At 58.8% G+C, this 20,697-nt stretch carries 37 protein-coding genes; all 37 read right to left on the reverse strand.

Annotated elements, in window-relative coordinates:
- Nucleotides 1–19 precede the first annotated feature (19 nt).
- Nucleotides 20–976: a DNA-directed RNA polymerase subunit alpha gene (locus B5G03_RS02460; RefSeq protein WP_087180218.1), complete on the reverse strand. Its 957-nt coding sequence runs from the start codon at nucleotides 974–976 to the stop codon at nucleotides 20–22.
- Between the two features lie 79 nt (nucleotides 977–1,055).
- Nucleotides 1,056–1,658: a 30S ribosomal protein S4 gene (rpsD, locus tag B5G03_RS02465; RefSeq protein WP_087180219.1), complete on the reverse strand. Its 603-nt coding sequence runs from the start codon at nucleotides 1,656–1,658 to the stop codon at nucleotides 1,056–1,058.
- 21 nt (nucleotides 1,659–1,679) lie between these two features.
- The gene (gene rpsK / locus B5G03_RS02470) at nucleotides 1,680–2,087 is read right to left on the reverse strand and encodes a 30S ribosomal protein S11 (protein ID WP_058965279.1); all 408 of its coding nucleotides are present in this window, start codon (nucleotides 2,085–2,087) and stop codon (nucleotides 1,680–1,682) included.
- 15 nt (nucleotides 2,088–2,102) lie between these two features.
- On the reverse strand, nucleotides 2,103–2,474 hold the full coding sequence (gene rpsM / locus B5G03_RS02475; RefSeq protein WP_058965280.1) for a 30S ribosomal protein S13: 372 nt from the start codon (nucleotides 2,472–2,474) through the stop codon (nucleotides 2,103–2,105).
- Between the two features lie 94 nt (nucleotides 2,475–2,568).
- Nucleotides 2,569–2,682 carry a 50S ribosomal protein L36 gene (gene rpmJ / locus B5G03_RS02480; RefSeq protein ID WP_058965281.1) on the reverse strand — a complete coding sequence of 38 codons (114 nt, stop codon included), beginning with the start codon at nucleotides 2,680–2,682 and terminating at the stop codon, nucleotides 2,569–2,571.
- Nucleotides 2,683–2,715: 33 nt separating this feature from the next.
- Nucleotides 2,716–2,934, reverse strand: coding sequence for a translation initiation factor IF-1 (gene infA / locus B5G03_RS02485; protein ID WP_058965282.1), 219 nt, complete (start codon nucleotides 2,932–2,934; stop codon nucleotides 2,716–2,718).
- 20 nt (nucleotides 2,935–2,954) lie between these two features.
- Nucleotides 2,955–3,206 (reverse strand): KOW domain-containing RNA-binding protein, encoded by a 252-nt coding sequence (locus B5G03_RS02490; RefSeq protein ID WP_058965283.1) that lies wholly within the window; start codon nucleotides 3,204–3,206, stop codon nucleotides 2,955–2,957.
- On the reverse strand, nucleotides 3,194–3,967 hold the full coding sequence (gene map, locus B5G03_RS02495; RefSeq protein ID WP_058965331.1) for a type I methionyl aminopeptidase: 774 nt from the start codon (nucleotides 3,965–3,967) through the stop codon (nucleotides 3,194–3,196). The genes B5G03_RS02490 and map overlap by 13 nt, the downstream gene beginning before the upstream one ends.
- A 5-nt stretch (nucleotides 3,968–3,972) precedes the next feature.
- Nucleotides 3,973–4,605, reverse strand: coding sequence for an adenylate kinase (locus B5G03_RS02500; protein WP_087180220.1), 633 nt, complete (start codon nucleotides 4,603–4,605; stop codon nucleotides 3,973–3,975).
- A gap of 40 nt (nucleotides 4,606–4,645) precedes the next feature.
- Nucleotides 4,646–5,941 carry a preprotein translocase subunit SecY gene (gene secY, locus B5G03_RS02505; RefSeq protein WP_087180221.1) on the reverse strand — a complete coding sequence of 432 codons (1,296 nt, stop codon included), beginning with the start codon at nucleotides 5,939–5,941 and terminating at the stop codon, nucleotides 4,646–4,648.
- 1 nt (nucleotide 5,942) lies between these two features.
- Nucleotides 5,943–6,383, reverse strand: coding sequence for a 50S ribosomal protein L15 (gene rplO / locus B5G03_RS02510; RefSeq protein ID WP_058965286.1), 441 nt, complete (start codon nucleotides 6,381–6,383; stop codon nucleotides 5,943–5,945).
- A 20-nt stretch (nucleotides 6,384–6,403) separates the two neighbouring features.
- A complete protein-coding gene (gene rpmD, locus B5G03_RS17770; protein WP_058965332.1) occupies nucleotides 6,404–6,562 on the reverse strand; it encodes a 50S ribosomal protein L30 in 159 nt (52 codons plus the stop codon).
- A gap of 203 nt (nucleotides 6,563–6,765) precedes the next feature.
- Entirely contained in the window at nucleotides 6,766–7,266 is a 501-nt protein-coding gene (gene rpsE / locus B5G03_RS02520; protein ID WP_058965287.1) for a 30S ribosomal protein S5, read from the reverse strand.
- Nucleotides 7,267–7,277: 11 nt separating this feature from the next.
- Entirely contained in the window at nucleotides 7,278–7,637 is a 360-nt protein-coding gene (gene rplR, locus B5G03_RS02525) for a 50S ribosomal protein L18 (protein WP_058965288.1), read from the reverse strand.
- A gap of 18 nt (nucleotides 7,638–7,655) precedes the next feature.
- Entirely contained in the window at nucleotides 7,656–8,198 is a 543-nt protein-coding gene (rplF, locus tag B5G03_RS02530) for a 50S ribosomal protein L6 (protein WP_058965289.1), read from the reverse strand.
- Nucleotides 8,199–8,216: 18 nt separating this feature from the next.
- Nucleotides 8,217–8,615 carry a 30S ribosomal protein S8 gene (rpsH, locus tag B5G03_RS02535; protein WP_087180222.1) on the reverse strand — a complete coding sequence of 133 codons (399 nt, stop codon included), beginning with the start codon at nucleotides 8,613–8,615 and terminating at the stop codon, nucleotides 8,217–8,219.
- A gap of 160 nt (nucleotides 8,616–8,775) precedes the next feature.
- Entirely contained in the window at nucleotides 8,776–8,961 is a 186-nt protein-coding gene (locus tag B5G03_RS02540) for a type Z 30S ribosomal protein S14 (RefSeq protein ID WP_058965291.1), read from the reverse strand.
- 14 nt (nucleotides 8,962–8,975) lie between these two features.
- Nucleotides 8,976–9,515, reverse strand: a complete 540-nt coding sequence (gene rplE / locus B5G03_RS02545) for a 50S ribosomal protein L5 (RefSeq protein ID WP_058965292.1) — start codon at nucleotides 9,513–9,515, stop codon at nucleotides 8,976–8,978.
- Nucleotides 9,516–9,532: 17 nt separating this feature from the next.
- Nucleotides 9,533–9,847, reverse strand: coding sequence for a 50S ribosomal protein L24 (gene rplX, locus B5G03_RS02550; RefSeq protein ID WP_058965293.1), 315 nt, complete (start codon nucleotides 9,845–9,847; stop codon nucleotides 9,533–9,535).
- A 13-nt stretch (nucleotides 9,848–9,860) separates the two neighbouring features.
- Complete coding sequence (gene rplN, locus B5G03_RS02555; RefSeq protein WP_087180223.1) at nucleotides 9,861–10,229, reverse strand: 50S ribosomal protein L14; 369 nt, start codon at nucleotides 10,227–10,229, stop codon at nucleotides 9,861–9,863.
- A 29-nt stretch (nucleotides 10,230–10,258) separates the two neighbouring features.
- The gene (gene rpsQ / locus B5G03_RS02560; RefSeq protein WP_058965295.1) at nucleotides 10,259–10,513 is read right to left on the reverse strand and encodes a 30S ribosomal protein S17; all 255 of its coding nucleotides are present in this window, start codon (nucleotides 10,511–10,513) and stop codon (nucleotides 10,259–10,261) included.
- Between the two features lie 13 nt (nucleotides 10,514–10,526).
- Nucleotides 10,527–10,712, reverse strand: coding sequence for a 50S ribosomal protein L29 (gene rpmC / locus B5G03_RS02565; RefSeq protein WP_058965296.1), 186 nt, complete (start codon nucleotides 10,710–10,712; stop codon nucleotides 10,527–10,529).
- Entirely contained in the window at nucleotides 10,709–11,146 is a 438-nt protein-coding gene (rplP, locus tag B5G03_RS02570) for a 50S ribosomal protein L16 (protein ID WP_087180224.1), read from the reverse strand. Before rplP ends, rpmC begins: the two co-directional genes overlap by 4 nt.
- Entirely contained in the window at nucleotides 11,146–11,832 is a 687-nt protein-coding gene (rpsC, locus tag B5G03_RS02575) for a 30S ribosomal protein S3 (protein WP_087180225.1), read from the reverse strand. The genes rplP and rpsC overlap by 1 nt, the downstream gene beginning before the upstream one ends.
- Nucleotides 11,833–11,845: 13 nt before the next feature.
- Nucleotides 11,846–12,181, reverse strand: a complete 336-nt coding sequence (rplV, locus tag B5G03_RS02580; RefSeq protein WP_058965299.1) for a 50S ribosomal protein L22 — start codon at nucleotides 12,179–12,181, stop codon at nucleotides 11,846–11,848.
- Nucleotides 12,182–12,201: 20 nt separating this feature from the next.
- Nucleotides 12,202–12,474 carry a 30S ribosomal protein S19 gene (rpsS, locus tag B5G03_RS02585; protein ID WP_058965300.1) on the reverse strand — a complete coding sequence of 91 codons (273 nt, stop codon included), beginning with the start codon at nucleotides 12,472–12,474 and terminating at the stop codon, nucleotides 12,202–12,204.
- A 15-nt stretch (nucleotides 12,475–12,489) separates the two neighbouring features.
- Nucleotides 12,490–13,320, reverse strand: coding sequence for a 50S ribosomal protein L2 (gene rplB / locus B5G03_RS02590; RefSeq protein ID WP_087180226.1), 831 nt, complete (start codon nucleotides 13,318–13,320; stop codon nucleotides 12,490–12,492).
- A 98-nt stretch (nucleotides 13,321–13,418) separates the two neighbouring features.
- Nucleotides 13,419–13,712 (reverse strand): 50S ribosomal protein L23, encoded by a 294-nt coding sequence (gene rplW / locus B5G03_RS02595; RefSeq protein ID WP_058965302.1) that lies wholly within the window; start codon nucleotides 13,710–13,712, stop codon nucleotides 13,419–13,421.
- Nucleotides 13,712–14,335 carry a 50S ribosomal protein L4 gene (rplD, locus tag B5G03_RS02600; RefSeq protein WP_087180227.1) on the reverse strand — a complete coding sequence of 208 codons (624 nt, stop codon included), beginning with the start codon at nucleotides 14,333–14,335 and terminating at the stop codon, nucleotides 13,712–13,714. The genes rplW and rplD overlap by 1 nt, the downstream gene beginning before the upstream one ends.
- A gap of 14 nt (nucleotides 14,336–14,349) precedes the next feature.
- On the reverse strand, nucleotides 14,350–14,982 hold the full coding sequence (rplC, locus tag B5G03_RS02605; RefSeq protein ID WP_058965304.1) for a 50S ribosomal protein L3: 633 nt from the start codon (nucleotides 14,980–14,982) through the stop codon (nucleotides 14,350–14,352).
- 158 nt (nucleotides 14,983–15,140) lie between these two features.
- Complete coding sequence (gene rpsJ / locus B5G03_RS02610; protein ID WP_058965305.1) at nucleotides 15,141–15,452, reverse strand: 30S ribosomal protein S10; 312 nt, start codon at nucleotides 15,450–15,452, stop codon at nucleotides 15,141–15,143.
- Nucleotides 15,453–15,947: 495 nt separating this feature from the next.
- Nucleotides 15,948–16,511 (reverse strand): zinc-ribbon domain-containing protein, encoded by a 564-nt coding sequence (locus B5G03_RS02615; RefSeq protein ID WP_087180228.1) that lies wholly within the window; start codon nucleotides 16,509–16,511, stop codon nucleotides 15,948–15,950.
- A gap of 27 nt (nucleotides 16,512–16,538) precedes the next feature.
- A complete protein-coding gene (locus B5G03_RS02620; protein WP_087180229.1) occupies nucleotides 16,539–18,290 on the reverse strand; it encodes an Rqc2 family fibronectin-binding protein in 1,752 nt (583 codons plus the stop codon).
- A 67-nt stretch (nucleotides 18,291–18,357) separates the two neighbouring features.
- Entirely contained in the window at nucleotides 18,358–18,993 is a 636-nt protein-coding gene (locus B5G03_RS02625) for a hypothetical protein (protein WP_087180230.1), read from the reverse strand.
- A gap of 18 nt (nucleotides 18,994–19,011) precedes the next feature.
- Complete coding sequence (locus B5G03_RS02630) at nucleotides 19,012–19,758, reverse strand: Nif3-like dinuclear metal center hexameric protein (protein ID WP_087180231.1); 747 nt, start codon at nucleotides 19,756–19,758, stop codon at nucleotides 19,012–19,014.
- A 23-nt stretch (nucleotides 19,759–19,781) separates the two neighbouring features.
- Nucleotides 19,782–20,450 carry a class I SAM-dependent methyltransferase gene (locus B5G03_RS02635; protein ID WP_242962266.1) on the reverse strand — a complete coding sequence of 223 codons (669 nt, stop codon included), beginning with the start codon at nucleotides 20,448–20,450 and terminating at the stop codon, nucleotides 19,782–19,784.
- Complete coding sequence (locus tag B5G03_RS02640) at nucleotides 20,447–20,647, reverse strand: DUF1858 domain-containing protein (RefSeq protein ID WP_087180232.1); 201 nt, start codon at nucleotides 20,645–20,647, stop codon at nucleotides 20,447–20,449. Before B5G03_RS02640 ends, B5G03_RS02635 begins: the two co-directional genes overlap by 4 nt.
- Nucleotides 20,648–20,697: the final 50 nt, after the last annotated feature.

Consider the following 20,697-nt stretch of genomic DNA (forward strand, 5'->3'; position numbering starts at 1 on the left):
TTTCACTCCTTTGCAGTAATTACTCGTCGTCTTTGGTAAGTGTGAAGCCCAGGGAGTCCAGCTTTGCCATGACTTCTTCCAGGCTTTTGCGGCCGAGGTTCCGAACTTTCATCATTTCGTCCTCGGACTTGTTGATCAAGTCTTCCACGGTGTTGATGCCGGCACGCTTCAGGCAATTGAAGGAGCGCACGCTCAGATCCAGCTCTTCGATGGTCATCTCCAGAGCCTTCTCCTTGCCCTTATCGTCCTTCTCCACCATGATCTCAGCGCCCATGGCCTCTTCCGACAGGTTGACAAACAGGTTCAGGTGCTCGGTCAGCACGCGGGCCGCCAGGCTAACAGCCTCTTTGGCGTTGATGGTGCCGTCGGTCCAAACTTCCAGAGTCAGCTTGTCATAGTCGGTGATCTGGCCAACGCGGGTGTTTTCCACCGTGTAGTTGACTTTCAGAACGGGGGTGTAGATGCTGTCGATGGGCAGAACATTCAGGTCGTTCTTTTCCAGCACAGCCTGCTTGTTACGCTCTGCCGGCACATAACCGCGGCCCTTGTCGAAGGTCAGCTCCATTACGAGCTTGCCGTTCTCTTCCAGGGTGGCGATGTGCCATTCGGGGTTGAGCACCTCGATCTCATCGCTGGGCTTGATGCTGCCAGCAGTAACCTCCCCCTCACCGGACGCCTCGATGCGCACGGTGACAGGTCCGTCGGCGTAGAGCTTGGCGGCGATGCCCTTCAGGTTCAGCACGATCTCGGTCACGTCTTCTTTCACGCCGGGAATGGTGCTGAACTCGTGGACTACGCCATCGATCTTTACGCTGGTGACGGCAACGCCGGGAAGCGACGAAAGCAGGACACGCCGTAAGCTATTGCCCAAGGTGGTACCAAAACCGCGCTCCAGAGGCTCAACGACGAACTTGCCGTAGCGGCCGTCCGGAGACAGGCTGGTGGTATCGATTCTGGGGCGTTCAATCTCCATCATAGTAAAACCCTCCTTGGTGGGCCGGCCAAAACGCGTTTGGCCGGCCTTTGTTGTTCGCTTTCCCTATGCGCTGAGCTTATTACTTGGAGTACAACTCAACGATCAGGTGTTCCTCAACCGGCAGGTCGATATTCTCGCGAACGGGCAGCTTGGTAACAGTGCCCTTCAGAGAGTTCTTCTCACGATCCAGCCACTGGGGCAGGGCAACCACGGGGGCGTCCTCGCCGGTCAGCTTGCTGAACTTCACGGAAGAGCGGCTGGCGGAGGCAACCTCCACCACGTCGCCAGCCTTCACCAGGTAAGAAGGAATGTTAACCTTCTTGCCGTTCACGGTGAAGTGAGCGTGGCTCACCAGCTGACGAGCCTCACGACGGGTAGCGGCGAAGCCCAGGCGGTACACCACGTTGTCCAGACGGCGCTCTACCAGAACCAGCAGGTTCTCACCGGTCTTGCCGGGCATGCGGCTGGCCTTCTCGTAGTAGGAACGGAACTGACGCTCCATGATGCCGTAGACGAACTTGACCTTCTGCTTTTCGGCCAACTGAAGAGCGTACTCACTCTTCTTCTTTCTCATCTGGCCGCCAGGATTGCGATTGGTGTTCTTCTTCGCATAACCCATAACAGCAGGAGAAATGCCCAGAGCGCGGCAGCGCTTTGCGATAGGCTGCATATTCTTAGCCATAACTGTAGTTTCTCCTTTCGATCAAATGCGGCGGCGCTTCGGGGGACGGCAGCCGTTGTGGGGGATGGGGGTAACGTCTTTGATCATGTTGACTTCCAGACCGGTGGCCTGCAGGGCACGGATGGCAGCCTCACGGCCAGCGCCGGGGCCCTTCACGTACACTTCAACAGTCTTCATGCCATGCTCCATAGCGGCCTTCGCTGCGGTCTCGGCAGCGGACTGGGCAGCAAACGGAGTGCTCTTACGGGAACCGCGGAAGTTCAGACCGCCAGAGCTGGCCCAAGAAACGGTGTTGCCCTGAGTATCCGTAATGGTAACAATGGTATTGTTAAAGGTACTCTGGATGTGAGCAGCGCCGCGCTCAATGTTCTTGCGCTCGCGCCGCTTGGTGCGGACGGCGCCCTTTTTAGCAGCAGCTTTGATTGCCATTTCTCTTGCTCCTCCTTACTTCTTCTTGTTCGCCACAGTGCGCTTGGGACCTTTGCGGGTACGGGCATTGGTCTTGGTGCGCTGACCATGAACGGGCAGGCCCTTACGATGGCGGACACCGCGGTAGCACTGGACTTCCACCAGACGCTTGATGTCCAGCGCAACGTTACGGCGCAGGTCACCTTCCACGATGATGTTGTTCTTGTCCAGATACTCACGGATCAGGCCCTCTTCCTCAGCGGTCAGGTCCTTAACGCGGGTGTCGGGATTGATACCGGTACCAGCCAGGATCTGCTTAGCAGTGCTGGGACCAATGCCATAGATATAAGTCAGGCCTACTTCAACGCGCTTCTCGCGGGGCAGGTCAACGCCGGCAATACGTGCCATAGTTTAAAAACCTCCTAAATTAACATCCCATGTCCATGTCGGGGGCTGCGCCGGGAATCTACGCACTTGCCCCCCTAGCGTTTTGGGCTTTAAATCAGCCCTGGCGCTGCTTGTGCTTGGGGTTTTCGCAGATGACCATCACGCGGCCTTTGCGCTTGATGACCTTGCATTTTTCGCAGATGGGTTTCACGGAAGGTTTAACCTTCATGATGATGAACCTCCTTTTGACTCAAGGACGCTCTTACTTGGAGCGCCAGGTGATGCGGCCCTTGGTAAGATCATAGGGCGACATTTCCAGTGTTACTTTATCGCCGGGCAGGATGCGGATGAAGTTGGTCCGCAGTTTGCCGGAGATGTGTGCCAGCAACCGATGGCCGTTTGCCAGCTCCACCCGGAAGGTGGCATTGGGCAGGGCCTCTACGACCGTACCCTCTACTTCGATTACGTCTTCTTTAGACAAGCTCTTCCCTCCTCGTGAGTTTACATGGGGTGATCAGCGTCATAGGCGCGGATCGCCTCACTGAGCTGTGTGTCGTCTGCGAGAATCTCTTCCCGCAGGACGGTGGCGGTGGGGGCCACATGCCTTATCTTTTTGGCCTTCGGCCGGCTTACTTTGCGCAGACTGCCGTCTGCGAGAGAAAGCATCTGGCCTTCCACGGCCATTACCGCAAAGGTGCGGGTCTTGTCGCGCCCGGCAAGGGATCGAACGAGCTGACCTTTTACAAAGTCCATCCCGGTCCCTCCCAGTCCTTTGTCAAGACGACCGGCCCTGCGGAGGTAATGGCGATCGAGTGCTCAAAGTGGGCAGAAAGACCGCCGTCCGCCGTTTTTACCGTCCATCCATCGGATTGTGTTGCCACTGAATAGTGTTTTTGGTTGACCATGGGCTCAATGGCCAGGGTCATGCCGCTGACCAGCCGGGGGCCGCGCCCGGGTTTGCCGTAGTTCGGCACCTCGGGGTCCTCGTGGAGCTCTTTGCCCACGCCGTGGCCCACAAAGCTGCGCACCACCGAAAACCCATGTTCCTCAACATAGGTCTGCACGGCGTTGCTGATGTCGCCGATGCGGGCGCCGCACACCGCGGCACGAATGCCTCTGTGCAGCGACTCGCGGGTCACATCCAGCAACCGCTGGGCTTCCAGGTCCAGCTTGCCGCACCCGAAGGTGCAGGCATTGTCGCCGTTGAAGCCGCCCCAGGCAGCGCCTGTGTCGATGCTGACGATATCGCCGGGCCGGATCACCTTCTTTTTGGAAGGAATACCGTGGATCACCTCGTCGTTGACGCTGATGCACGCGGTGCCCGGGAAACCGTAAAGGCCTTTGAAGTTGGGCTTTGCACCCTGCTTCACGATATAGTCATAAATAATCTTGTCAATATCGGCGGTGGTAATACCAGCCTCGATCGACTCGCCCCCGAGCCGGAGGGCGGCGGCGCTGATTTCACAGGCTCGCCGCATGACCTCCAACTCTTTGGCATTTTTGATCTGGATCACGATGCTCACGCCTCCAGTGCTTTCAGCAGCAGTTCGCTGGTGTCAGCAATGCTTTCATGACCTTCTACCACCACCAGCTTGCCGCGTTCACGGTAGAACGCGATCAGCGGCTCGGTGAGCTCGTGATAGGCCTTCAGGCGGCCCTTCACGGTTTCGGGAGCGTCGTCCTTGCGGATGATCAGCGCGCCGCCGCAGCGATCGCACCGGTCAGGCTCCCGGCTGGGTTTGTTTTCCACGTGGTAGGACGCACCGCAGGCCGAGCATACGCGGCGGCCGGCGAGGCGATGAATGATGATCTCGTCCGCCACTTCCAGGTCAACCACCTTGTCGATGACCACGCCCATCTGCTCCAGCGCCTCAGCCTGGGCCACCGTGCGGGGCACGCCGTCCAGAATGAAGCCATTGGCGCAGTCCGGCTCGGCCAGACGTTCCTTGATGATGCCAATGATGACGGAATCAGGGACAAGCGCGCCTTTGTCGATAAACTCCTGAGCCTTCAGCCCCATCTCGGTGCCGTTTTTGACCGCGGCACGCAGGATGTTACCGGTGCTCACAGCGGGGATCTTCAGCTTGTCGCAGATTACCTCCGCCTGAGTGCCTTTACCGGCTCCGGGAGCGCCTAACAGGATGATATTCATACCGGGTTGTCCCCTTTCTCATGGGTCATTGAAATTTTCATTACTCTAAGAAGCCCTTGTGATGGCGCATCAGCATGTAGCTTTCCATGCTGCGGCCGGTATCCAGAGCCACGCCCACAACGATCAGCAGGCTGGTACCGCCCAACTGGATGTTCATGCCGGCCACGTTGCCCAGGATGATGGGCATGACGGCGATAACACCCAGGAAGATCGCACCTACGAAGGTGATCTTGGACAGGCACTTGGTGATGAAGTCGCTGGTGGGTTTGCCCGGGCGGATGCCGGGGATGGCACCGTTGTTCTTGCGCAGGTTGTTGGCAATCTCAACAGGGTTGTACTGAATGGCCACATAGAAGTAGTTAAAGGCCAGGATCAGCAGCAGGTACAGCACAGCGTACAGCAGGCTGTTGTAGTTGAACACGCTGAAGAAGCCTTGCCAGATGGGGCTGTCCGTCTGGATAAAGCTGGCGATGGTGCCGGGGATGCTCAGCAGGGCGCTGGCGAAGATGATGGGCATAACGCCGCTCATGTTCACCTTCAGGGGGATGTGGCTGGACTGACCGCCATACATCTTACGGCCCACAACACGCTTTGCATACTGCACCGGGATGCGGCGCTCGGAGTTGGTCAGGATGACCACGAACACGATAGCCGCCAGAGCCAGGACCAGAATCACCGGGATCAGGATGAAGTACTTGATCTCGCCGTTCATGGCGTTGGTGATCATGGTGCGGGCAGTGGTGATCACGTTGCCCCAGCGGGATACAATACCCGCGAAGATCAGCAGCGAGATGCCGTTGCCAATGCCCTTAAAGTCGATCTGCTCGCCCATCCAGGTGAGCAGCTGCGCACCGCCGGTGAAGCTGAACACGATAACCACAGCGGAGAAGATGCTCTCCCAGCCAGTGGTGTAGGCCAGCACGCCGGTGTAGCTGCGCAGAACCAGATAGTAGCCCACGCTCATCACCAGCGCGATGCCGGCGCCGGTGTAGCGGGTGATGCGGGTCAGCTTGCGCCGGCCCTCTTCGCCTTCCTTGCTCAGCCGCTCCAAAGCCGGGATGGCTACAGTCAGCAGCTGAATAATGATCGAGGCATTGATATAAGGAGTAACGCCCAACGCGAAAATCGCGCACTGCGACAAAGCGCCGCCGCTCATCATGTTCAGGTAGTCCAGCATGTTGCCGGTACCGCCCGCGAACAGCTGCAGCGCCTCCGGATTGATGTACGGCACAGTGATGACGCAGCCAATCCGGAAGATCACAATCACCAGCAGGGTGAACAGAAGCTTTTTGCGCAGCTCAGGGATCTTCCACGCATTCCGGAACGTATCAAACACCTTAGATCACCTCGGCCTTTCCGCCTGCCTTTTCGATCTTCTCTTTAGCAGAAGCAGTGAAGGCGGCGGCCTGAACGGTCAGAGCCTTGGTCAGCTCGCCGTTGCCCAGGACCTTGATGCCGTCCAGAGACTTTTTGATGATACCAGCCTCTACCAGAGCCTTGGTATCCACTACGCTGCCGGCCTCGAACTTCGCTTCCAGGTCGCTGATCTTGACGTTGGCGTACTTGGTGGCAAAGATGTTGTTGAAACCGCGCTTGGGCAGACGACGCTGCAGGGGCATCTGGCCGCCTTCGAAACCGGCCTTCTTGACGCCGGAGCGAGCTTTCTGACCCTTGTGGCCGTAGCCAGCGGTCTTGCCGTTGCCGCTGCCATGGCCGCGGCCCTTCCGCTTTGCAGCGGTGTTGGAGCCCTGAGCGGGCTGTAATTCATGAAGCTTCAATTGCTTGCACCTCCTTGCTGTTACGCTTTGGTCACCGCTACCATGTGGCTGATCTTGGCGATCTTGCCGTTGGTCTGGGCGTTGTCGGGCTGAACGGTCACGTCGCCGATCTTCTTCAGACCCAGGCTCAGAGCGGTAGCGATCTGCTTCTCGCTGCGGCCGGACAGGCTGCGAACCAGCTTGACGGTAACAGTAGCAGCAGCGGCAGCCTTCTTGGAGGCAGCCTTCTTAGCGGGAGCCTTTTCACCCTCAGCCTTCTTGGCAGCGGGCTTCTTGGCGGTGGTGGTCTTCTTAGCCGCAGTCTTCTTGGCTGCAGGCTTCTTCTCAGCAGCCTCGGTGGCTACTACCTTCTTCTCGGTCTCTGCCATGGTTGACTGCCTCCTTAACCTAAGATTTCCTTCACGGTCTTACCGCGCTTGGCAGCAACTTCCTCAGCGCTTACCAGACGGCACAGACCTTCGAAAGTGGCGGTAACCACGTTGCAGGGGTTGTTGGAACGCAGGCACTTGGTACGGATGTCCTTAATGCCGGCAACTTCCAGAACCGCACGCACGGGGCCGCCGGCGATAACACCGGTACCGGGAGCGGCGGGACGCATCAGGATGCGGCCGGCGCCGAACTCGCCCACGATCTCGTGAGGAATGGTGGTGCCCTTCAGGGCGATGGTGTGCATGTTCTTCTTAGCGTCCTCGATGCCCTTGCGGATCGCCTCGGGAACCTCGCCAGCCTTACCCAGGCCAAAACCGATGGTGCCCTTGCCGTCGCCAACGACTACCAGAGCGCTGAACTTGAAGATACGGCCGCCCTTAACGGTTTTGGATACGCGGTTGATCGCAACAACCTTTTCCAGCATTTCACTGCCGGTCTCGTTATTTCTCTGCATGTGTATCCTCCTTACAGCTCCAGGCCGCCCTCGCGAGCGCCCTCAGCCAAAGCTTTTACGCGGCCGTGATATACAAAGCCACCGCGGTCGAATACTACGACCTTGATGCCCTTCTCCAGAGCCTTCTCGGCGATCATCTTGCCAACCTTGTTAGCAGCCTCGATGTTGCCGCCGAAGCCCTCAAAACCCTTCTCCATAGTGGAAGCGCTGCACAGGGTCACGCCGGCAACGTCATCAATGATCTGGGCATAGATGTGCTTGGAGGAGCGGAATACATCCAGACGGGGGCGCTCAGCGGTGCCGCTGATCTTACCGCGCACGCGGCGGTGACGACGAAGACGAGCTTCGTTCTTGTCAGGCTTATTAACCATTGTCTTTCACTCCTTACCTTATTTGCCTTTGCCGGCCTTGCCCTCTTTGCGGATGATGTGCTCACCAGCATAGCGGATGCCCTTGCCCTTGTAGGGTTCGGGAGGACGTTTCTCGCGGACTTCCGCCGCGAACTGGCCGACCTTCTGTTTGTCGATGCCCTTGATGATGATGGTGTTAGCATCGGGAGCTTCGATCTTGATGTCGTCGGTCTCATCGACGATCACCTGGTGGGAGAAGCCCAGGTTCATGACCAGGCTCTTGCCCTGCTTGGCCACACGGTAGCCAACGCCCTGAACCTCCAGCTTCTTCTCAAAGCCGTTCACAACACCTTCCACCATGTTGCTGATGTTGGTGCGGGTCAGGCCGTGCAGGCTGCGGGCCTGCTTCTCGTCATTGGGGCGGGTCACCAGCACTTCACCATTCTCGACGGTTACGTTCATCAGAGGATGGATGTTGGAATTCAGGGTGCCCTTGGGGCCCTTCACGGTAACGTTGTGGCCATTCACGGTCACTTCAACGCCCGCAGGAATGACGATGGGTTTTCTTCCAATTCTCGACATTGTCTTTTTGCCCCTTTCTTACCACACAAAGGCGAGTACTTCGCCGCCAACATGGGCAGCGCGAGCAGCCTTATCGGTCATAACGCCCTTAGAGGTGGAGATGATCGCGGTGCCCAGGCCCTTCATGACCTTGGGCATATCTTCGCAGTTGGTGTAGATGCGCAGGCCGGGCTTGGAAACACGGCGCAGGCCGGCGATAACGGGAGCACCGTTCTCCTGATACTTCAGGGTCAGGCGCAGGGTACCCTGCTTGTTGTCTTCGATCAGCTGCACACTCTTGATGTAGCCCTCGTCAACCAGAATCTGGCAGATCGCTTTTTTCAGGTTGGAAGCGGGAACGTCTACAGAAGGGTGTTTGGCAGTGCTGGCGTTGCGGATGCGGGTGAGCAGGTCCGCGATAGGATCAGTAATGTGCATGCCACTAACCTCCTTTAAGGTTCTTCGTTTCGTTTTTGTTCGGACAGTTGTGAGACATTCGCCTCACATATATTTAAGTGTGAGACCCCTTGCCGCCTCCCCCGCCGCGCCGAACCGGCACGGGGAGGAGCGCAAAGGAACTCACAGCTTAAAACAGTGTTTACCAGCTGGCTTTCTTCACGCCGGGGATCTCGCCCTTGTAAGCGAGCTCACGGAAGCAGATACGGCAGATACCGTACTTGCGCAGGTAGGCGTGGGGACGGCCACAGATCTTGCAGCGGTTGTAACCGCGGGTGGAGAACTTAGGCTCGCGCTGCTGCTTGATCTTCATAGAAGTTTTTGCCACAGTCGTACCCTCCCTTAGTTAGCGAACGGAGCGCCCAGAGCCTTCAGCAGCTCCTTGGACTCTTCGTCGGTCTTGGCGGTGGTCACGAAGCAGATGTCCATGCCACGCACAGCGTCGATCTTGTCGTAGTCGATCTCCGGGAAGATCAGCTGCTCCTTGATGCCCACAGCGTAGTTGCCGCGGCCGTCGAAGGAGTTGCCGTTGATGCCGCGGAAGTCGCGCACGCGGGGCAGAGCCACGCTGAACAGACGATCCACGAACTCGTACATACGCTCGCCACGCAGGGTGACCTTCACGCCGATGGGCATGCCTTCGCGCAGCTTGAAGTTCGCAACGCTCTTCTTGGCACGGCACACAACGGGCTTCTGGCCGGTGATCTGAGCGATATCGCCCAGGATGGCGTCCAGCATCTTCTGGTTGTCCTTAGCGTCGCCGCAGCCAACGTTGATGACTACCTTGTCCAGCTTGGGGATCTGCATAACGCTCTTGTACCCAAACTTGCTCATCAGGGCGGGAGCAACTTCATTGACATACTTTTCTTTCAAACGTGCCATTGTGTTGTATTCCCTCCTTACAGCTCGGCGCCGCACTTACGGCAGACGCGCACATTCTTGCCATCCTTGGCAGCGTGAGCCACGCGGGTGGCCTTGCCGCACTTGGGGCAAACCGGCATAACCTTGCAGGCGTAGATAGCACCCTCGGCCTTCACGATACCGCCCTGCTCGCCCTGGCGGCGGGGTTTTACGTGCTTGGTGACCATGTTCAGACCCTCAACGATCACCTTGCCCTCCTTGGGGCTAACAGCGATCACTTTGCCGGTCTTGCCTTTGTCTTTACCGCTGATGATCATTACGTTGTCGCCGGTTTTAACATGAAGATTGTTCATTCTTAAAACCTCCTTACAGCGATTCCGGAGCCAGGCTCAAGATCTTCAGGTAGCCGTTCTCACGCAGCTCGCGAGCAACGGGTCCAAAGATACGGGTGCCTCTCGGGTTCTTGTCTTCACGGATGATGACTGCAGCGTTCTCGTCGAAACGGATGTAGCTGCCGTCCTCACGACGCAGGCCCTGCTTGCTGCGAACGATCACAGCCTTGACCACGTCGCCTTTTTTCACAGTGCCGCCGGGAGCTGCCTTCTTAACAGAAGCAACCACAACGTCACCGATGTTAGCGTATCTCTTGCGGGAGCCGCCCAGCACACGAATGCACATTAACTCTTTGGCACCGGTGTTGTCGGCCACTTTGAGATAAGTTTGCATCTGAACCATTGCCAGATCCTCCTTTCAAAGTACCAGGCTTACTTCGCCTTCTCTACGATTTTGACCATGCGCCAGCGCTTGTCCTTGGACAGGGGGCGGGTCTCCATGATCATTACACGGTCGCCAATGCCGCACTCGTTGTTTTCGTCGTGGGCTTTGAACTTAACAGTGCGCTTCAGGATCTTCTTGTAAAGGGGGTGCTGCACGCTGTCTTTCACGGCAACCACGATGGTCTTATCCATCTTGTCGGACACAACGGTGCCCACACGGGTCTTTCTCAAATTGCGTTCCATCGTTTAACCTCCTTTACGCTTTCTCAGCCAGGACAGTCAGCACACGAGCGATGTCGCGCTTAACGGTCTCGATGCGGCCGGGGTTCTCCAGCTGGTTGATGGCGTGCTGAAAACGCAGGTTGAACAGCTCTTCCTTCAGCTCGGCCAGCTTCTTATTCAGGTCAGCAGCGGACATACCGCGCAGTTCTGCAGCTTTCATGCGTTGCCACCCTCCTCTACTACATTCTCTTCGCGCTTAGCGAACTTGCACTTAACAGGCAGTTTGTGCATAGCCAGGCGCAGAGCCTCGCGAGCGATCTCCTCGTTCACGTCGGCCAGCTCAAACAGCACGCGGCCGGGCTTCACAACGGCCACCCAGTACTCGGGAGAGCCTTTACCGGAACCCATTCGGGTCTCAGCGGGCTTCTCGGTAACGGGCTTATCGGGGAAGATCTTGATCCAAACCTTACCGCCACGCTTGATGTAACGGGTCATGGCGATACGGGCGGCCTCGATCTGACGGGAGTCGATCCAGCCGGGCTCCAGAGCAACAAGACCATACTGGCCCTGGTTAACAGTGTTGCCGCGCATGGCTTTACCGGTCATACGACCACGATGCACACGGCGGTATTTGACGCGCTTAGGCAGTAACATTACTTGTTGCCTCCTTCTTTACGGGATGCGGGCTTGGAACCCTTCAGAACCTCGCCCTTGTAGATCCACACCTTAACGCCGATGCGGCCGTAGGTGGTAGCAGCCTCAGCGAAGCCGTAGTCGATGTCGGCGCGCAGGGTCTGCAGGGGAATGGTGCCCTCGTGGTAGCTCTCGGTGCGGGCGATGTCCGCGCCGCCCAGACGGCCGGAAACCTGGGTCTTGATGCCCTTGGCGCCACGCTGCATCGCACGGCCCATGCACTGCTTCATCGCACGGCGGAAGCCGATGCGGCGCTCCAGCTGAGCGGCGATGTTCTCAGCTACCAGCTGAGCGTTGGTGTCCATGTTCTTGACCTCAACGATGTTCACGTTGACGGCCTTTCCGGTCATCTTAGCCAGCTGCTCCTGCAGCTTGGTGATCTCGCTGCCGCCCTTGCCGATAACCATACCGGGCTTGGCGCAGTAGATGTTGACCTTCAGCTTGGGAGCGCCGGACTGATTGTCCACAGTACGCTCGATCTCGATCTTGGGGATACCCGCGCCGAAGAGCTGCTTCTTCAGGGTCTTACGGATCTTGTAGTCCTCGACCAGGGTGTCGCCGAATTCCTTCTTGGAAGTAAACCAGCGGCTGTCCCAATCTTTGATTACACCCACGCGAATGCCGTGGGGATTGACTTTCTGGCCCATTGTGTTTACCTCCTTACTCTTTCTCTTTCAGAACCACGGTCACATGGCTGGTGCGCTTCAGCACACGGTAAGCGCGGCCCTGGGCGCGGGGACGGATGCGCTTCAGGGTGGGGCCGGGGGTAACAAAGCACTCGGCCACATACAGGCTGTTCTTGTCCATGTTGTGGTTGTTCTCCGCGTTCGCGGCAGCAGACTTCACCAGTTTCAGAAGGGGCTCGCAAGCGGCCTTCGGGGTGTACTGCAGAATCGCCAGCGCCTTATCCAGAGGCTGGTTGCGGATCAGATCCAGAACAACCGAAACCTTCCGGGGGCTGATGCGGGCGTATCTAAGATGTGCCCTAGCTTCCATTGCTTTACTCCTCCTTTTAATTACTTACCGGTCTTGGAGCCGGCATGGCCCTTGAAGGTACGGGTGGGGGCGAACTCGCCCAGCTTGTGACCAACCATATCCTCAGTTACATACACAGGCACATGCTTACGGCCGTCGTGCACCGCGAAGGTGTGACCGACAAAATCAGGGAAAATGGTGGAGGAGCGGCTCCAGGTCTTCAGAACCCGCTTCTCACCGGCGGCATTCATCTCCTGAACGCGCTTCAGCAGAACAGGCAGGACATAAGGTCCCTTCTTAACACTTCTACCCATGTTCGTTCTCCTCTCTTAACCGTTCGCGCGCTTGACAATGAACTTGTCAGAGCGGTTGTGATGCTTGCGGGTCTTGTAACCCATAGCAGGCTTGCCCCAGGGGGTAACAGGGCCGGGACGGCCAACGGGGCTCTTGCCCTCACCACCACCGTGGGGGTGATCGCAGGGGTTCATAACAGAACCGCGAACGGTGGGACGCCAACCCATGTGGCGCTTGCGGCCGGCCTTACCGATGTTCACGTTCTCGTGATCCACGTTGCCAACCTGGCCGATGGTAGCGATGCAGTTCAGAGGGATGTTGCGCATCTCGCCGGAGGGCAGACGAACCAGAGCGTAGCCGTTCTCTTTCGCCATCAGCTGAGCCATGTTGCCGGCGCTGCGCACCAGCTGGCCGCCCTTACCGGGGTACAGCTCGATGTTGTGGATGATGGTACCAACAGGGATGTTGGCGAAGGGCAGAGCATTGCCGGGCTTGATGTCGGCGCTGGGGCCAGCCATGATCACATCGCCAACCTTCAGGCCTTCGGGAGCCAGGATGTAACGCTTCTCGCCGTCCTCGTACTGAACCAGAGCGATGTGAGCAGAACGGTTAGGATCGTACTCCAGGGTCTTTACAGTAGCGGGAACATCAAACTTGTTGCGCTTGAAATCGATCACACGGTACTTGGTGCGATTGCCGCCGCCGTGATGGCGAACGGTGATGCGGCCGGTGTTGTTGCGGCCGGAAGCCTTCTTCATGGGCTCCAGCAGGCTACGCTCGGGGGCCACTTTGCTCAGCACGCTGTAGTCAGTAACAGTCATACCGCGGCGGCCCGGGGTAGTCGGCTTATACTTCTTGATAGCCATTGCTATTCTCCTTTGTTACTTATGAATTGTTATCGGGGTCATATCCCCATACATGAGCCCTGCTCGGGCTCTTGGAAGAAATCGTTTGAAACGATCTCTTATACCATGCTCTCGAAGAACTCGATGCCCTTGCTGCCCTCTTTCAGGGTAACAACAGCCTTCTTCTTGGCGGCGGTGTAACCGCCGTGCATGCCCTGGCGGCGGTAACGGCCGCGCACGTTGATGGTGTTAACCTTCTCGACCTGGACGCCGAACAGCTTCTCAACGGCCTTCGCGATCTCTACCTTGTTGGCATCGGTGGCAACCTTGAAGGTGTACTTCTTGGAAGCAATGCCCGCCATAGAGTTCTCGGTAATGACAGGAGCCAGGATGATGTCTTGTGCAGTTTTCATTAGCCCAGAACCTCCTCAAGTTTCTTGGCCGCGTCTACGCTCAGGATGAACTTGTCGGCGTTCACAACGTCGTAGGTGTTCACGCTGGTAGCCACGGTGGTGACCACGCCGGGGATGTTGGCGGCGCTCTTCACGAGCTTAGCCTCGACCACGGGGGTAACGATCAGGGCCTTCTTGCTAACGCCCAGGGCGTTCAGCATGTTGACCACGGTCTTGGTCTTGTACTCGGCAACGCTCAGGTTGTCGACCAGGATCATGTCGCCGGCAGCAGCCTTGGCGCTCAGGGCGCTCAGGATGGCCAGACGCTTCACCTTGCGGTTGATGCGGTAGCTGTAATCGCGGGGCTTGGGGCCCAGAGCAACGCCACCGTGAGTCCACTGGGGAGCGCGGATGGAACCCTGACGGGCATGACCGGTGCCCTTCTGACGCCAGGGCTTACGGCCGCCGCCGCGAACCTCGCTGCGGGTCTTGGTGCTCTGAGTGCCCTGACGCTGGTTGGCCAGGAAGTTGACCACAGCGGCGTGCACAGCCTTCTCGTTGGGGGTGATACCGAACACGGCGTCGGAAAGCTCTACGGTGGAAACTTTCTTGCCGTTCATATCCAAAACGTCAAATTGTGCCATTGTGCTTTCCCTCCTTACGCCTTCACGCTATCGCTGATGCAAACCACAGCGCCCTTGGGGCCGGGAACAGCGCCTTTGATAGCGATCAGATTATTTTCGGCGTCTACCTTGACGACGGTCAGGTTCTGGATGGTAACCCGCTCGGCGCCCAGGTGGCCAGGCAGCTTCTTGCCCTTGAATACGCGGCTGGGAGTGGAGCAGGCGCCCATGGAACCCGCATGACGGGCAACGGGGCCGGTGCCGTGGCTCTCGCGCAGGCGATGGCCGTTCCAGCGCTTGATGGTGCCGGCGTAGCCCTTACCTTTGCTTACGCCAACTACGTCGATGTGGTCGCCAGCAGCGAACACGTCGGCCTTCAGGATATCGCCCACGTTCATGGCGCTGATATCCGCCAGGCGGAACTCACGCAGGGTCTTCTTGGGAGCAACGTCCGCCTTAGCGAAGTGGCCCTTGGCGGGCTTGTTTACGCGCTTAGCGGAAACTTCGCCGAAGCCCAGCTGAACTGCCTGATAGCCGTCGCTCTCAACGGTCTTCTTCTGCACTACGGTGCAGGGACCAGCCTCGATGACGGTTACGGGAACGACCTTGCCGTTCTCATCGAACAGTTGAGTCATGCCCAGCTTTTTGCCGATGATACCTTTTTGCATTTTTCTTTTCCTCCTATAAGGTTATTGGTTGACATCGTGAGTAACTTGGATGCCAACATGACCTCTCCGTTTGGATAGCATTTCGATCGATGTTGCCTTCATTGAATCCGGCAGTTGGCGGCACCAGAGCGGCCGCCCTTACCTGTTTAAATGTAAGCTTACAGCTTGATCTCGATGTCTACGCCAGCGGGGAGCTGCAGGCTCATGAGAGCCTCGACCGTCTTGTTGGACGGCTTCAGAATGTCGATCAGACGCTTGTGGGTGCGGGTCTCGAACTGCTCACGGCTGTCCTTGTACTTGTGAACAGCACGCAGAATGGTGACCACTTCCTTGTCGGTGGGCAGAGGAATGGGGCCGGACACGCGAGCGCCGGTGCGCTTAGCGGTCTCCACAATCTTCTCAGCAGCACCGTCGATCAGCTGATGATCGTAGCTCTGCAAACGAATTCTGATTTTCTCTTTGACTGCCATTTTCGTCGCCTCCTGTAATTATTTGGTGCCTAGGCGGCCGATCAACTACTGAACACAGCGCCGGGTGTTTCACAATTTGGCACGATAAAAGCCGGTGAACCGCTTGGCAGTTCCCCCGGACACACTTCGGCAAATTGTGTTGGACATTGGTACGCCGCGCAGAATGCGACAGTGTACGTATCCCTTTGCTCTCAGTAATTCTTTCGCCCGGTTCTAGATCGGACATACTCCGCGGAAAAACCCGTCATGTGACGGCAACCTCCCGCATCAACGCATATCATGGCTTGCGCAGCTTGGTACACAAGCCATTTGCAGCCGAGACTTATTGTAGCACATGGATTCGCCTGTTGCAAGGGCTTTTTGTAAAAAAAATAAAATTTTTCAAAAGTTTTTCGGCTATATGCCAAACGTGTTTTAACATAGCCTTTTCCCTGCTCCAATCCAGAGGCGATGACCCCCGGCGCAGGGGGGTCTCTCTGCGCCGGGGGTGCTGCATCAATAATAATAGAAGGGCGAATCAAAGCCGTAGCCGTAACCGCCATGGCCGAATCCGCCGTAGCTCAAGCCGGTGAAATAGGCAACCAGACCAAAGAGCGCGATGCACAGGATCACACTGACCACTGTGCTCACCGCCACCAGAATCAGCTTGGCACGGGCCCAGTTGCGCTTGGTGATGCTGGTACCGCCGCCAAAGCTCCAGATCAGCAGCACCACCAGATTCACAATGGGAACGGCGGTGAGAATCAGGCTCCACAGCCACTCCAGCGTCTTGACCGGCGGTTCCGGCTCGTCTTCCGCCTTCGGGCCGGGCGCGGGCGGCACCTGGCGCTGGTAACGGGGCTCTCCATAAGACGGGGGCGGCGGGGTGGCCGGACCGCCTGTAACGCCTGCACCGAACTCCCAGGAGGCGCTGTGCTGCTCCGGTGTGCTTTGGGGCTGCACCGGCTCCGCCTGCGCGGGCTGCGATTCAGGAGCAGGCTGCTCCGGCACAGGCGCGCCGCACACCGGACAGGTCAGGGTGTTCGGCTCCAGATAGCTGCCGCACTGTTTGCAATACATATTCCTTCCTCCTTCAGGTCGTTGTTCTCATCGCTTGGCCGGCTGTTCCCGCAGGCGTTCCTCGATGCCCTCCTCCGGGGTGATATAGCCGGTCTCATATTTTTCATAGAGCACCATGCCGGGCTTCAGGTCGCCGGTCTTGCGGATGTTCTTCACCTCGGTGTAGTCCACCGCCACCTTGGCGCCTCCCGCCAGGCTGGAATGCACCACCGCCAGCATGGCCGCTTCGTTCTGGGTGGTGAGGGGGATGTCTCTGCCCTCGCTCATCACCACGGTATGGCTTCCGGGCGCATCCTTCACATGGAACCACAAATCCTTGCCCCGGGCAGTGTGCAGGGTGAGCTTGTCGTTCTGCAGGTTGTTTCGACCCACCAGAATCAAAAAGCCGTCCGAAGAGCGGTAACGGTAGAAGTCCGCGGGCTTCTGCTTTTTGTCCCGGATCTTGTAATACTTCAGATAGCCCTGGCTTTTCAGCTCGGCGCGAATCTCGCCCAGTGCCTGCTCGCCAGTGGCGGTCTCCACCTCGTAGAGCACAGTGCCCAGGTATTCGATCTCCCGCTCGCCTTCCTCCAGCAGCTTTTTCAGCATCTTGGCTGCGGTCTGCTTTTTCTTGTATTCCTTAAAATACTTCTGGGCGTTGCCCACGCCGTTCAGCCGGGCGTCCAGCGGAATCTCGATGGTCTGGCCATCGTAGTAGTTCAGCACCTGCACGCTGCGCATGCCCTTGTCCACCGCCCAGAGGTTGGCCTGCAGCAGCTCGCCGTACAGCCGCAGCTGGTCGGCCTTGCCGCTCTGGGCCAGCTCTTCCTTTCGGGCGGCCTGCTTGCGGATGGCCCGCTCGTGCAGGTTCTTCACAGTCTTGGCCAGATCCTTGCTTTTCTGGCGCAGCCGCTCGGCCCGGTCCTTGGTGGAGTAATAGCCCTCCAGCATGGTGCTGAAGCTGTCGTAATGGGTCAGGCGTTGCTCGCCGTACTGGGTCAGGGCGGTGAAGCTGAACTCCACCGGCTTACCGGTCTCATCGCAGGCCAGACAGGGCTTGCCGCCCGCCTCATAATCCGCCTTGATGCCGTCGATGGCGGCAATCAGCGCGGTTTTCTCGCTCTCGGTGAGCATATCCGCCTGAGCCGCGCTCTCTCCCAACGCCCGGAAGGCTGCCTCCCGGCAGACCACCGGACCTACACCGGCACAGCTGCGCATGAGCGCATCCGCCACCGGCAGATCCTTCTGGCAGGCGGCAGCCACCAGCCCGGCACTGCTCACCGTGAACAGATCCGGCTTGTTGGGCTTCTGGGGCAGAGTGTACGCCAGACCCGGCAGCAGCTGGCGAATCTGGGAATCCTCGAAATCCACTCGCTTGAGGGCGTCAATGATCCGGCCGTCCTGCACCAGCACCAGGTTGGAATAGCGGCCCATCAGCTCCACCGCCAGGATGTTGCGGACCAGATCGCCCATCTCGTTGGTGCACTGGAACTCAAAGAAGACCAGACGGTCGCCCTGCTCCACTCGCAGGTCCACCAGGCGTCCGCCAGTCAGGTGCTTACGCAGCAGCATGCAGAAGCTGGGCGGCACCGCCGGGTTTTCAAAGGTGTCCTGGGTCAGGCAGGCGCGGGCGGAACCGCTGCGGGCGGAAAGCAGCAGCTTGAAGGTATCCGTCCGGGTGCGCAGTGTAATGACCACCTCGTCCCGGGTGGGCTCGAAGATCTTGTCGATCTTGGCATCCAGCAGGGTTTGTTTCAATTCGCGGGCTGCGAGGGCCAGCAATGCGGCATCCAATGCCATGGGTCTCACCTCTTTGTAAAAAAAGCGGCCGTGCCGGGCGGCACGGCCTGCTTGCAGTCAACTTGGTTCAATGGCCGCGCAGCGCCGCTTCGGCGGCGTCCACATCGGCCAGACCGGAAAATTCCATCGTGATGTTGCGGTGGCGGGTATGTCCCTTGTGATAATAGGTTTCCACCTGACCGTTGGAAAGGATCAGGTCGCCGGTCCCATCCTGATAATAGCGCTTTTCCACGCCCTGGATGGAATCCAGCTCCCAGGAGCTTACCCGTCCCCTGGTCACCACCAGCACCCGCTGATCGGTGATGGCGTAGACGATCTCCTCCGGCTTTGGCCCGCCCACCTGGGGGAACAACAGCTTGATGCCCACCAGGATGAACGGAATGCCGAACAACGGGAACAGGATACCGAACAGCCCTGCACCCAGCGTGAGGGTCTGCAGCGCCATCAGCTCCCAGAAGCAGGCAAAGCCCAGGAAAAATAACGCAAACAGCTTGCCCGCGCCCCGGGGACCGTGCAGCTTTTTCGGGCTGCCGGACCAGAGCAGACGTTCGCCGGGAGCAATCTGGCGCTTCAGCAACGCCTGAGCACCGCTGGATGCCTCGCGAGACCGAGGCGGTTCCCCGGCTTCCCGCCCGGCTGCGGGCGATTCGCCAAACATTTCCTCGTTATATCCCACGCTGCTCTTGTCTTGCTCGTTCCACATGGCAGCTGCTCCTTCCTATTATAAATAAGAAAAGGGGTCCTTGTTGCGGCGGCTGCAGATCACCCGCAGCCCGTTGAAACGGCGGCTCAGATGATCCGCCAGCACCGGCACGATGGGAAATTCGGTGCTGTAATGCCCGGCCACGATCAGGCTCAGGCCCATTGCCCGGGCGTCGATGGCATCGTGGTGGCTGGCCTCGCCGGTGAGCAGAGCATCCGCTCCGGTGACAGCCGCGTCCGCCAGCATACTGCCGCCGCTTCCGCCAATCAGTGCCAGCCGCCGGATGGGTTTGCCCGCATCTGCCAGCTTCACATGGGCGTTCAGACGGCTCTGGCACAAGGCGGCCAGCGTCTTTGCGTCGGTGGGCTCCACGCTGCCCACCCGGCCGACCCCCGCTTCACCGAAGGGTTCCGGGTTTTCTACCTCAAACAGCCGGGCCAGCACATCATTCACGCCGCCCTCTGCCGCATCCAGATTGGTGTGCATACAGATGGCGGAGATATTTTTCTTCACCAGGCGGAAGGCCACATCCCGCCGGGCAAGGGTGCGCAGCGGTTTGAAGATCACCGGGTGATGAGCCACGATCAGCTGGCAGCCCTGCAACTCCGCCTCGGCCACCACCTCGTCGGTGATGTCCAGTGCCACCAGAACGCTGGTCACCTCGGCTCCACAGTCCACCAGCAGGCCCACGTTGTCCCAGCTTTCCGCCAGGTCCTTCGGGGCCAGCTGCTCCAGGCACTCACAGATCTCACGCACTCTTGCCATGTTGGGTCTTCCTCCTTCCTCCTTCATCCTTCGCCTTCCAGCTGCCGCAGCAGCTCGTCGGCGCGCCGGGCGGCTTCCGGGTCCTGTTCCAGCCCGCGCCGGAATTTTTTCAGCCGGTTCAGCTGCTGAGCCCTGTATTCCGCCGCGCCCTGCTGATCCTGGGTCAAGCCCAGCAGGCATTCCGCGTCGGTGGGCTGCCGGACCGTTCCGGTATACGCCGCGTCCATCACCGCATACCAGCGGTGCGCCGCACACACCAGACGCTCGGCGTTCAGCGAAAAGCCGTTTTCCCACAGCCAGCGCCGGAGTACCGGGGCCTTGGTGGCTGGGATCAGCACCAACTGGGTGCTCTCGTCCCGCACCCAGGGGGCAGCGGTGAGCATTTCGATGGCGGTCTGGGCGCTCACGCCCGCGATCACCACCGCCTGCGCCTCGCCGGGAGCCAGCACGCTCAGTCCGTCGCCCATGCGAAGCTCCACCCGATCCAGACAGCCCGCTTCCTCACAGGTCTTTTGGGCTGTGGAAAGGGGTCCGGGGCGAAGATCCGCCGCGATCACCCGCCGGGCACGGCCGGTGCAGGCCAGATAGGCCGACAGCTTGCCGTGGTCGCAGCCGATGTCCGCGGCGGTATCGCAGGGGCGGACCAGGTCTGCCGCCGCCTGCAGGCGTTCGTCCAGCTTGGGGGCGATCATTCGTTGCCGAAATGCTTGTTCAGCTTGGCCACCAGCTCGTCGGCATTGGTGCCGTGAACCATGCAGGCCTCCTCAATGGTCTCGCCGCGGGCAGAGGGGCAGCCCAGGCAGTGCATGCCGATCTCCAGGAAGAAGGGAGCCACGGTGCCGTCGGTATCCAGAATATCGCCGATGATGGTATTTTTGGTAATGATCATGATGTTCGATCTCGCTTTCCTTTATAAACTCGGGCAGCCGCGCAGGCCGC

It is taken from the genome of Gemmiger sp. An50 (assembly GCF_002161595.1).
GTDB lineage: Bacteria > Bacillota > Clostridia > Oscillospirales > Ruminococcaceae > Allofournierella.

Excerpts from the sequence above, each read along its gene's own strand:
- rpsQ (WP_058965295.1), bottom strand. The coding sequence starts at position 10,513 with ATGGAACGCAATTTGAGAAAGACCCGTGTGGGCACCGTTGTGTCCGAC.
- B5G03_RS02615 (WP_087180228.1), bottom strand. The coding sequence starts at position 16,511 with ATGTATTGCAAACAGTGCGGCAGCTATCTGGAGCCGAACACCCTGACC.
- rpsC (WP_087180225.1), bottom strand. The coding sequence starts at position 11,832 with ATGGGCCAGAAAGTCAATCCCCACGGCATTCGCGTGGGTGTAATCAAA.
- rpsS (WP_058965300.1), bottom strand. The coding sequence starts at position 12,474 with ATGGGTAGAAGTGTTAAGAAGGGACCTTATGTCCTGCCTGTTCTGCTG.
- rpsM (WP_058965280.1), bottom strand. The coding sequence starts at position 2,474 with ATGGCACGTATTGCCGGCGTTGACCTGCCCCGCGAGAAGCGCGTTGAA.
- rpsD (WP_087180219.1), bottom strand. The coding sequence starts at position 1,658 with ATGGCTAAGAATATGCAGCCTATCGCAAAGCGCTGCCGCGCTCTGGGC.
- B5G03_RS02635 (WP_242962266.1), bottom strand. The coding sequence starts at position 20,450 with ATGATCGCCCCCAAGCTGGACGAACGCCTGCAGGCGGCGGCAGACCTG.
- rpsJ (WP_058965305.1), bottom strand. The coding sequence starts at position 15,452 with ATGGCAGTCAAAGAGAAAATCAGAATTCGTTTGCAGAGCTACGATCAT.
- rplN (WP_087180223.1), bottom strand. The coding sequence starts at position 10,229 with ATGGTTCAGATGCAAACTTATCTCAAAGTGGCCGACAACACCGGTGCC.
- rpmC (WP_058965296.1), bottom strand. The coding sequence starts at position 10,712 with ATGAAAGCTGCAGAACTGCGCGGTATGTCCGCTGCTGACCTGAATAAG.
- rplC (WP_058965304.1), bottom strand. The coding sequence starts at position 14,982 with ATGCAAAAAGGTATCATCGGCAAAAAGCTGGGCATGACTCAACTGTTC.
- rpsK (WP_058965279.1), bottom strand. The coding sequence starts at position 2,087 with ATGGCAATCAAAGCTGCTGCTAAAAAGGGCGCCGTCCGCACCAAGCGG.
- B5G03_RS02625 (WP_087180230.1), bottom strand. The coding sequence starts at position 18,993 with ATGTGGAACGAGCAAGACAAGAGCAGCGTGGGATATAACGAGGAAATG.
- rplD (WP_087180227.1), bottom strand. The coding sequence starts at position 14,335 with ATGGCACAATTTGACGTTTTGGATATGAACGGCAAGAAAGTTTCCACC.
- rplE (WP_058965292.1), bottom strand. The coding sequence starts at position 9,515 with ATGGCACGTTTGAAAGAAAAGTATGTCAATGAAGTTGCTCCCGCCCTG.
- rplV (WP_058965299.1), bottom strand. The coding sequence starts at position 12,181 with ATGGAAGCTAGGGCACATCTTAGATACGCCCGCATCAGCCCCCGGAAG.
- rplR (WP_058965288.1), bottom strand. The coding sequence starts at position 7,637 with ATGGTTAATAAGCCTGACAAGAACGAAGCTCGTCTTCGTCGTCACCGC.
- B5G03_RS02500 (WP_087180220.1), bottom strand. The coding sequence starts at position 4,605 with ATGAATATCATCCTGTTAGGCGCTCCCGGAGCCGGTAAAGGCACTCAG.
- rpmJ (WP_058965281.1), bottom strand. The coding sequence starts at position 2,682 with ATGAAGGTTAAACCTTCCGTGAAACCCATCTGCGAAAAATGCAAGGTC.
- rpsH (WP_087180222.1), bottom strand. The coding sequence starts at position 8,615 with ATGCACATTACTGATCCTATCGCGGACCTGCTCACCCGCATCCGCAAC.
- rplW (WP_058965302.1), bottom strand. The coding sequence starts at position 13,712 with ATGAAAACTGCACAAGACATCATCCTGGCTCCTGTCATTACCGAGAAC.
- rplF (WP_058965289.1), bottom strand. The coding sequence starts at position 8,198 with ATGTCGAGAATTGGAAGAAAACCCATCGTCATTCCTGCGGGCGTTGAA.
- B5G03_RS02490 (WP_058965283.1), bottom strand. The coding sequence starts at position 3,206 with ATGGACTTTGTAAAAGGTCAGCTCGTTCGATCCCTTGCCGGGCGCGAC.
- rplP (WP_087180224.1), bottom strand. The coding sequence starts at position 11,146 with ATGTTACTGCCTAAGCGCGTCAAATACCGCCGTGTGCATCGTGGTCGT.
- rplX (WP_058965293.1), bottom strand. The coding sequence starts at position 9,847 with ATGAACAATCTTCATGTTAAAACCGGCGACAACGTAATGATCATCAGC.
- rpsE (WP_058965287.1), bottom strand. The coding sequence starts at position 7,266 with ATGCAGAGAAATAACGAGACCGGCAGTGAAATGCTGGAAAAGGTTGTT.
- B5G03_RS02620 (WP_087180229.1), bottom strand. The coding sequence starts at position 18,290 with ATGGCATTGGATGCCGCATTGCTGGCCCTCGCAGCCCGCGAATTGAAA.
- B5G03_RS02460 (WP_087180218.1), bottom strand. The coding sequence starts at position 976 with ATGATGGAGATTGAACGCCCCAGAATCGATACCACCAGCCTGTCTCCG.
- rplB (WP_087180226.1), bottom strand. The coding sequence starts at position 13,320 with ATGGCTATCAAGAAGTATAAGCCGACTACCCCGGGCCGCCGCGGTATG.
- B5G03_RS02640 (WP_087180232.1), bottom strand. The coding sequence starts at position 20,647 with ATGATCATTACCAAAAATACCATCATCGGCGATATTCTGGATACCGAC.
- B5G03_RS02630 (WP_087180231.1), bottom strand. The coding sequence starts at position 19,758 with ATGGCAAGAGTGCGTGAGATCTGTGAGTGCCTGGAGCAGCTGGCCCCG.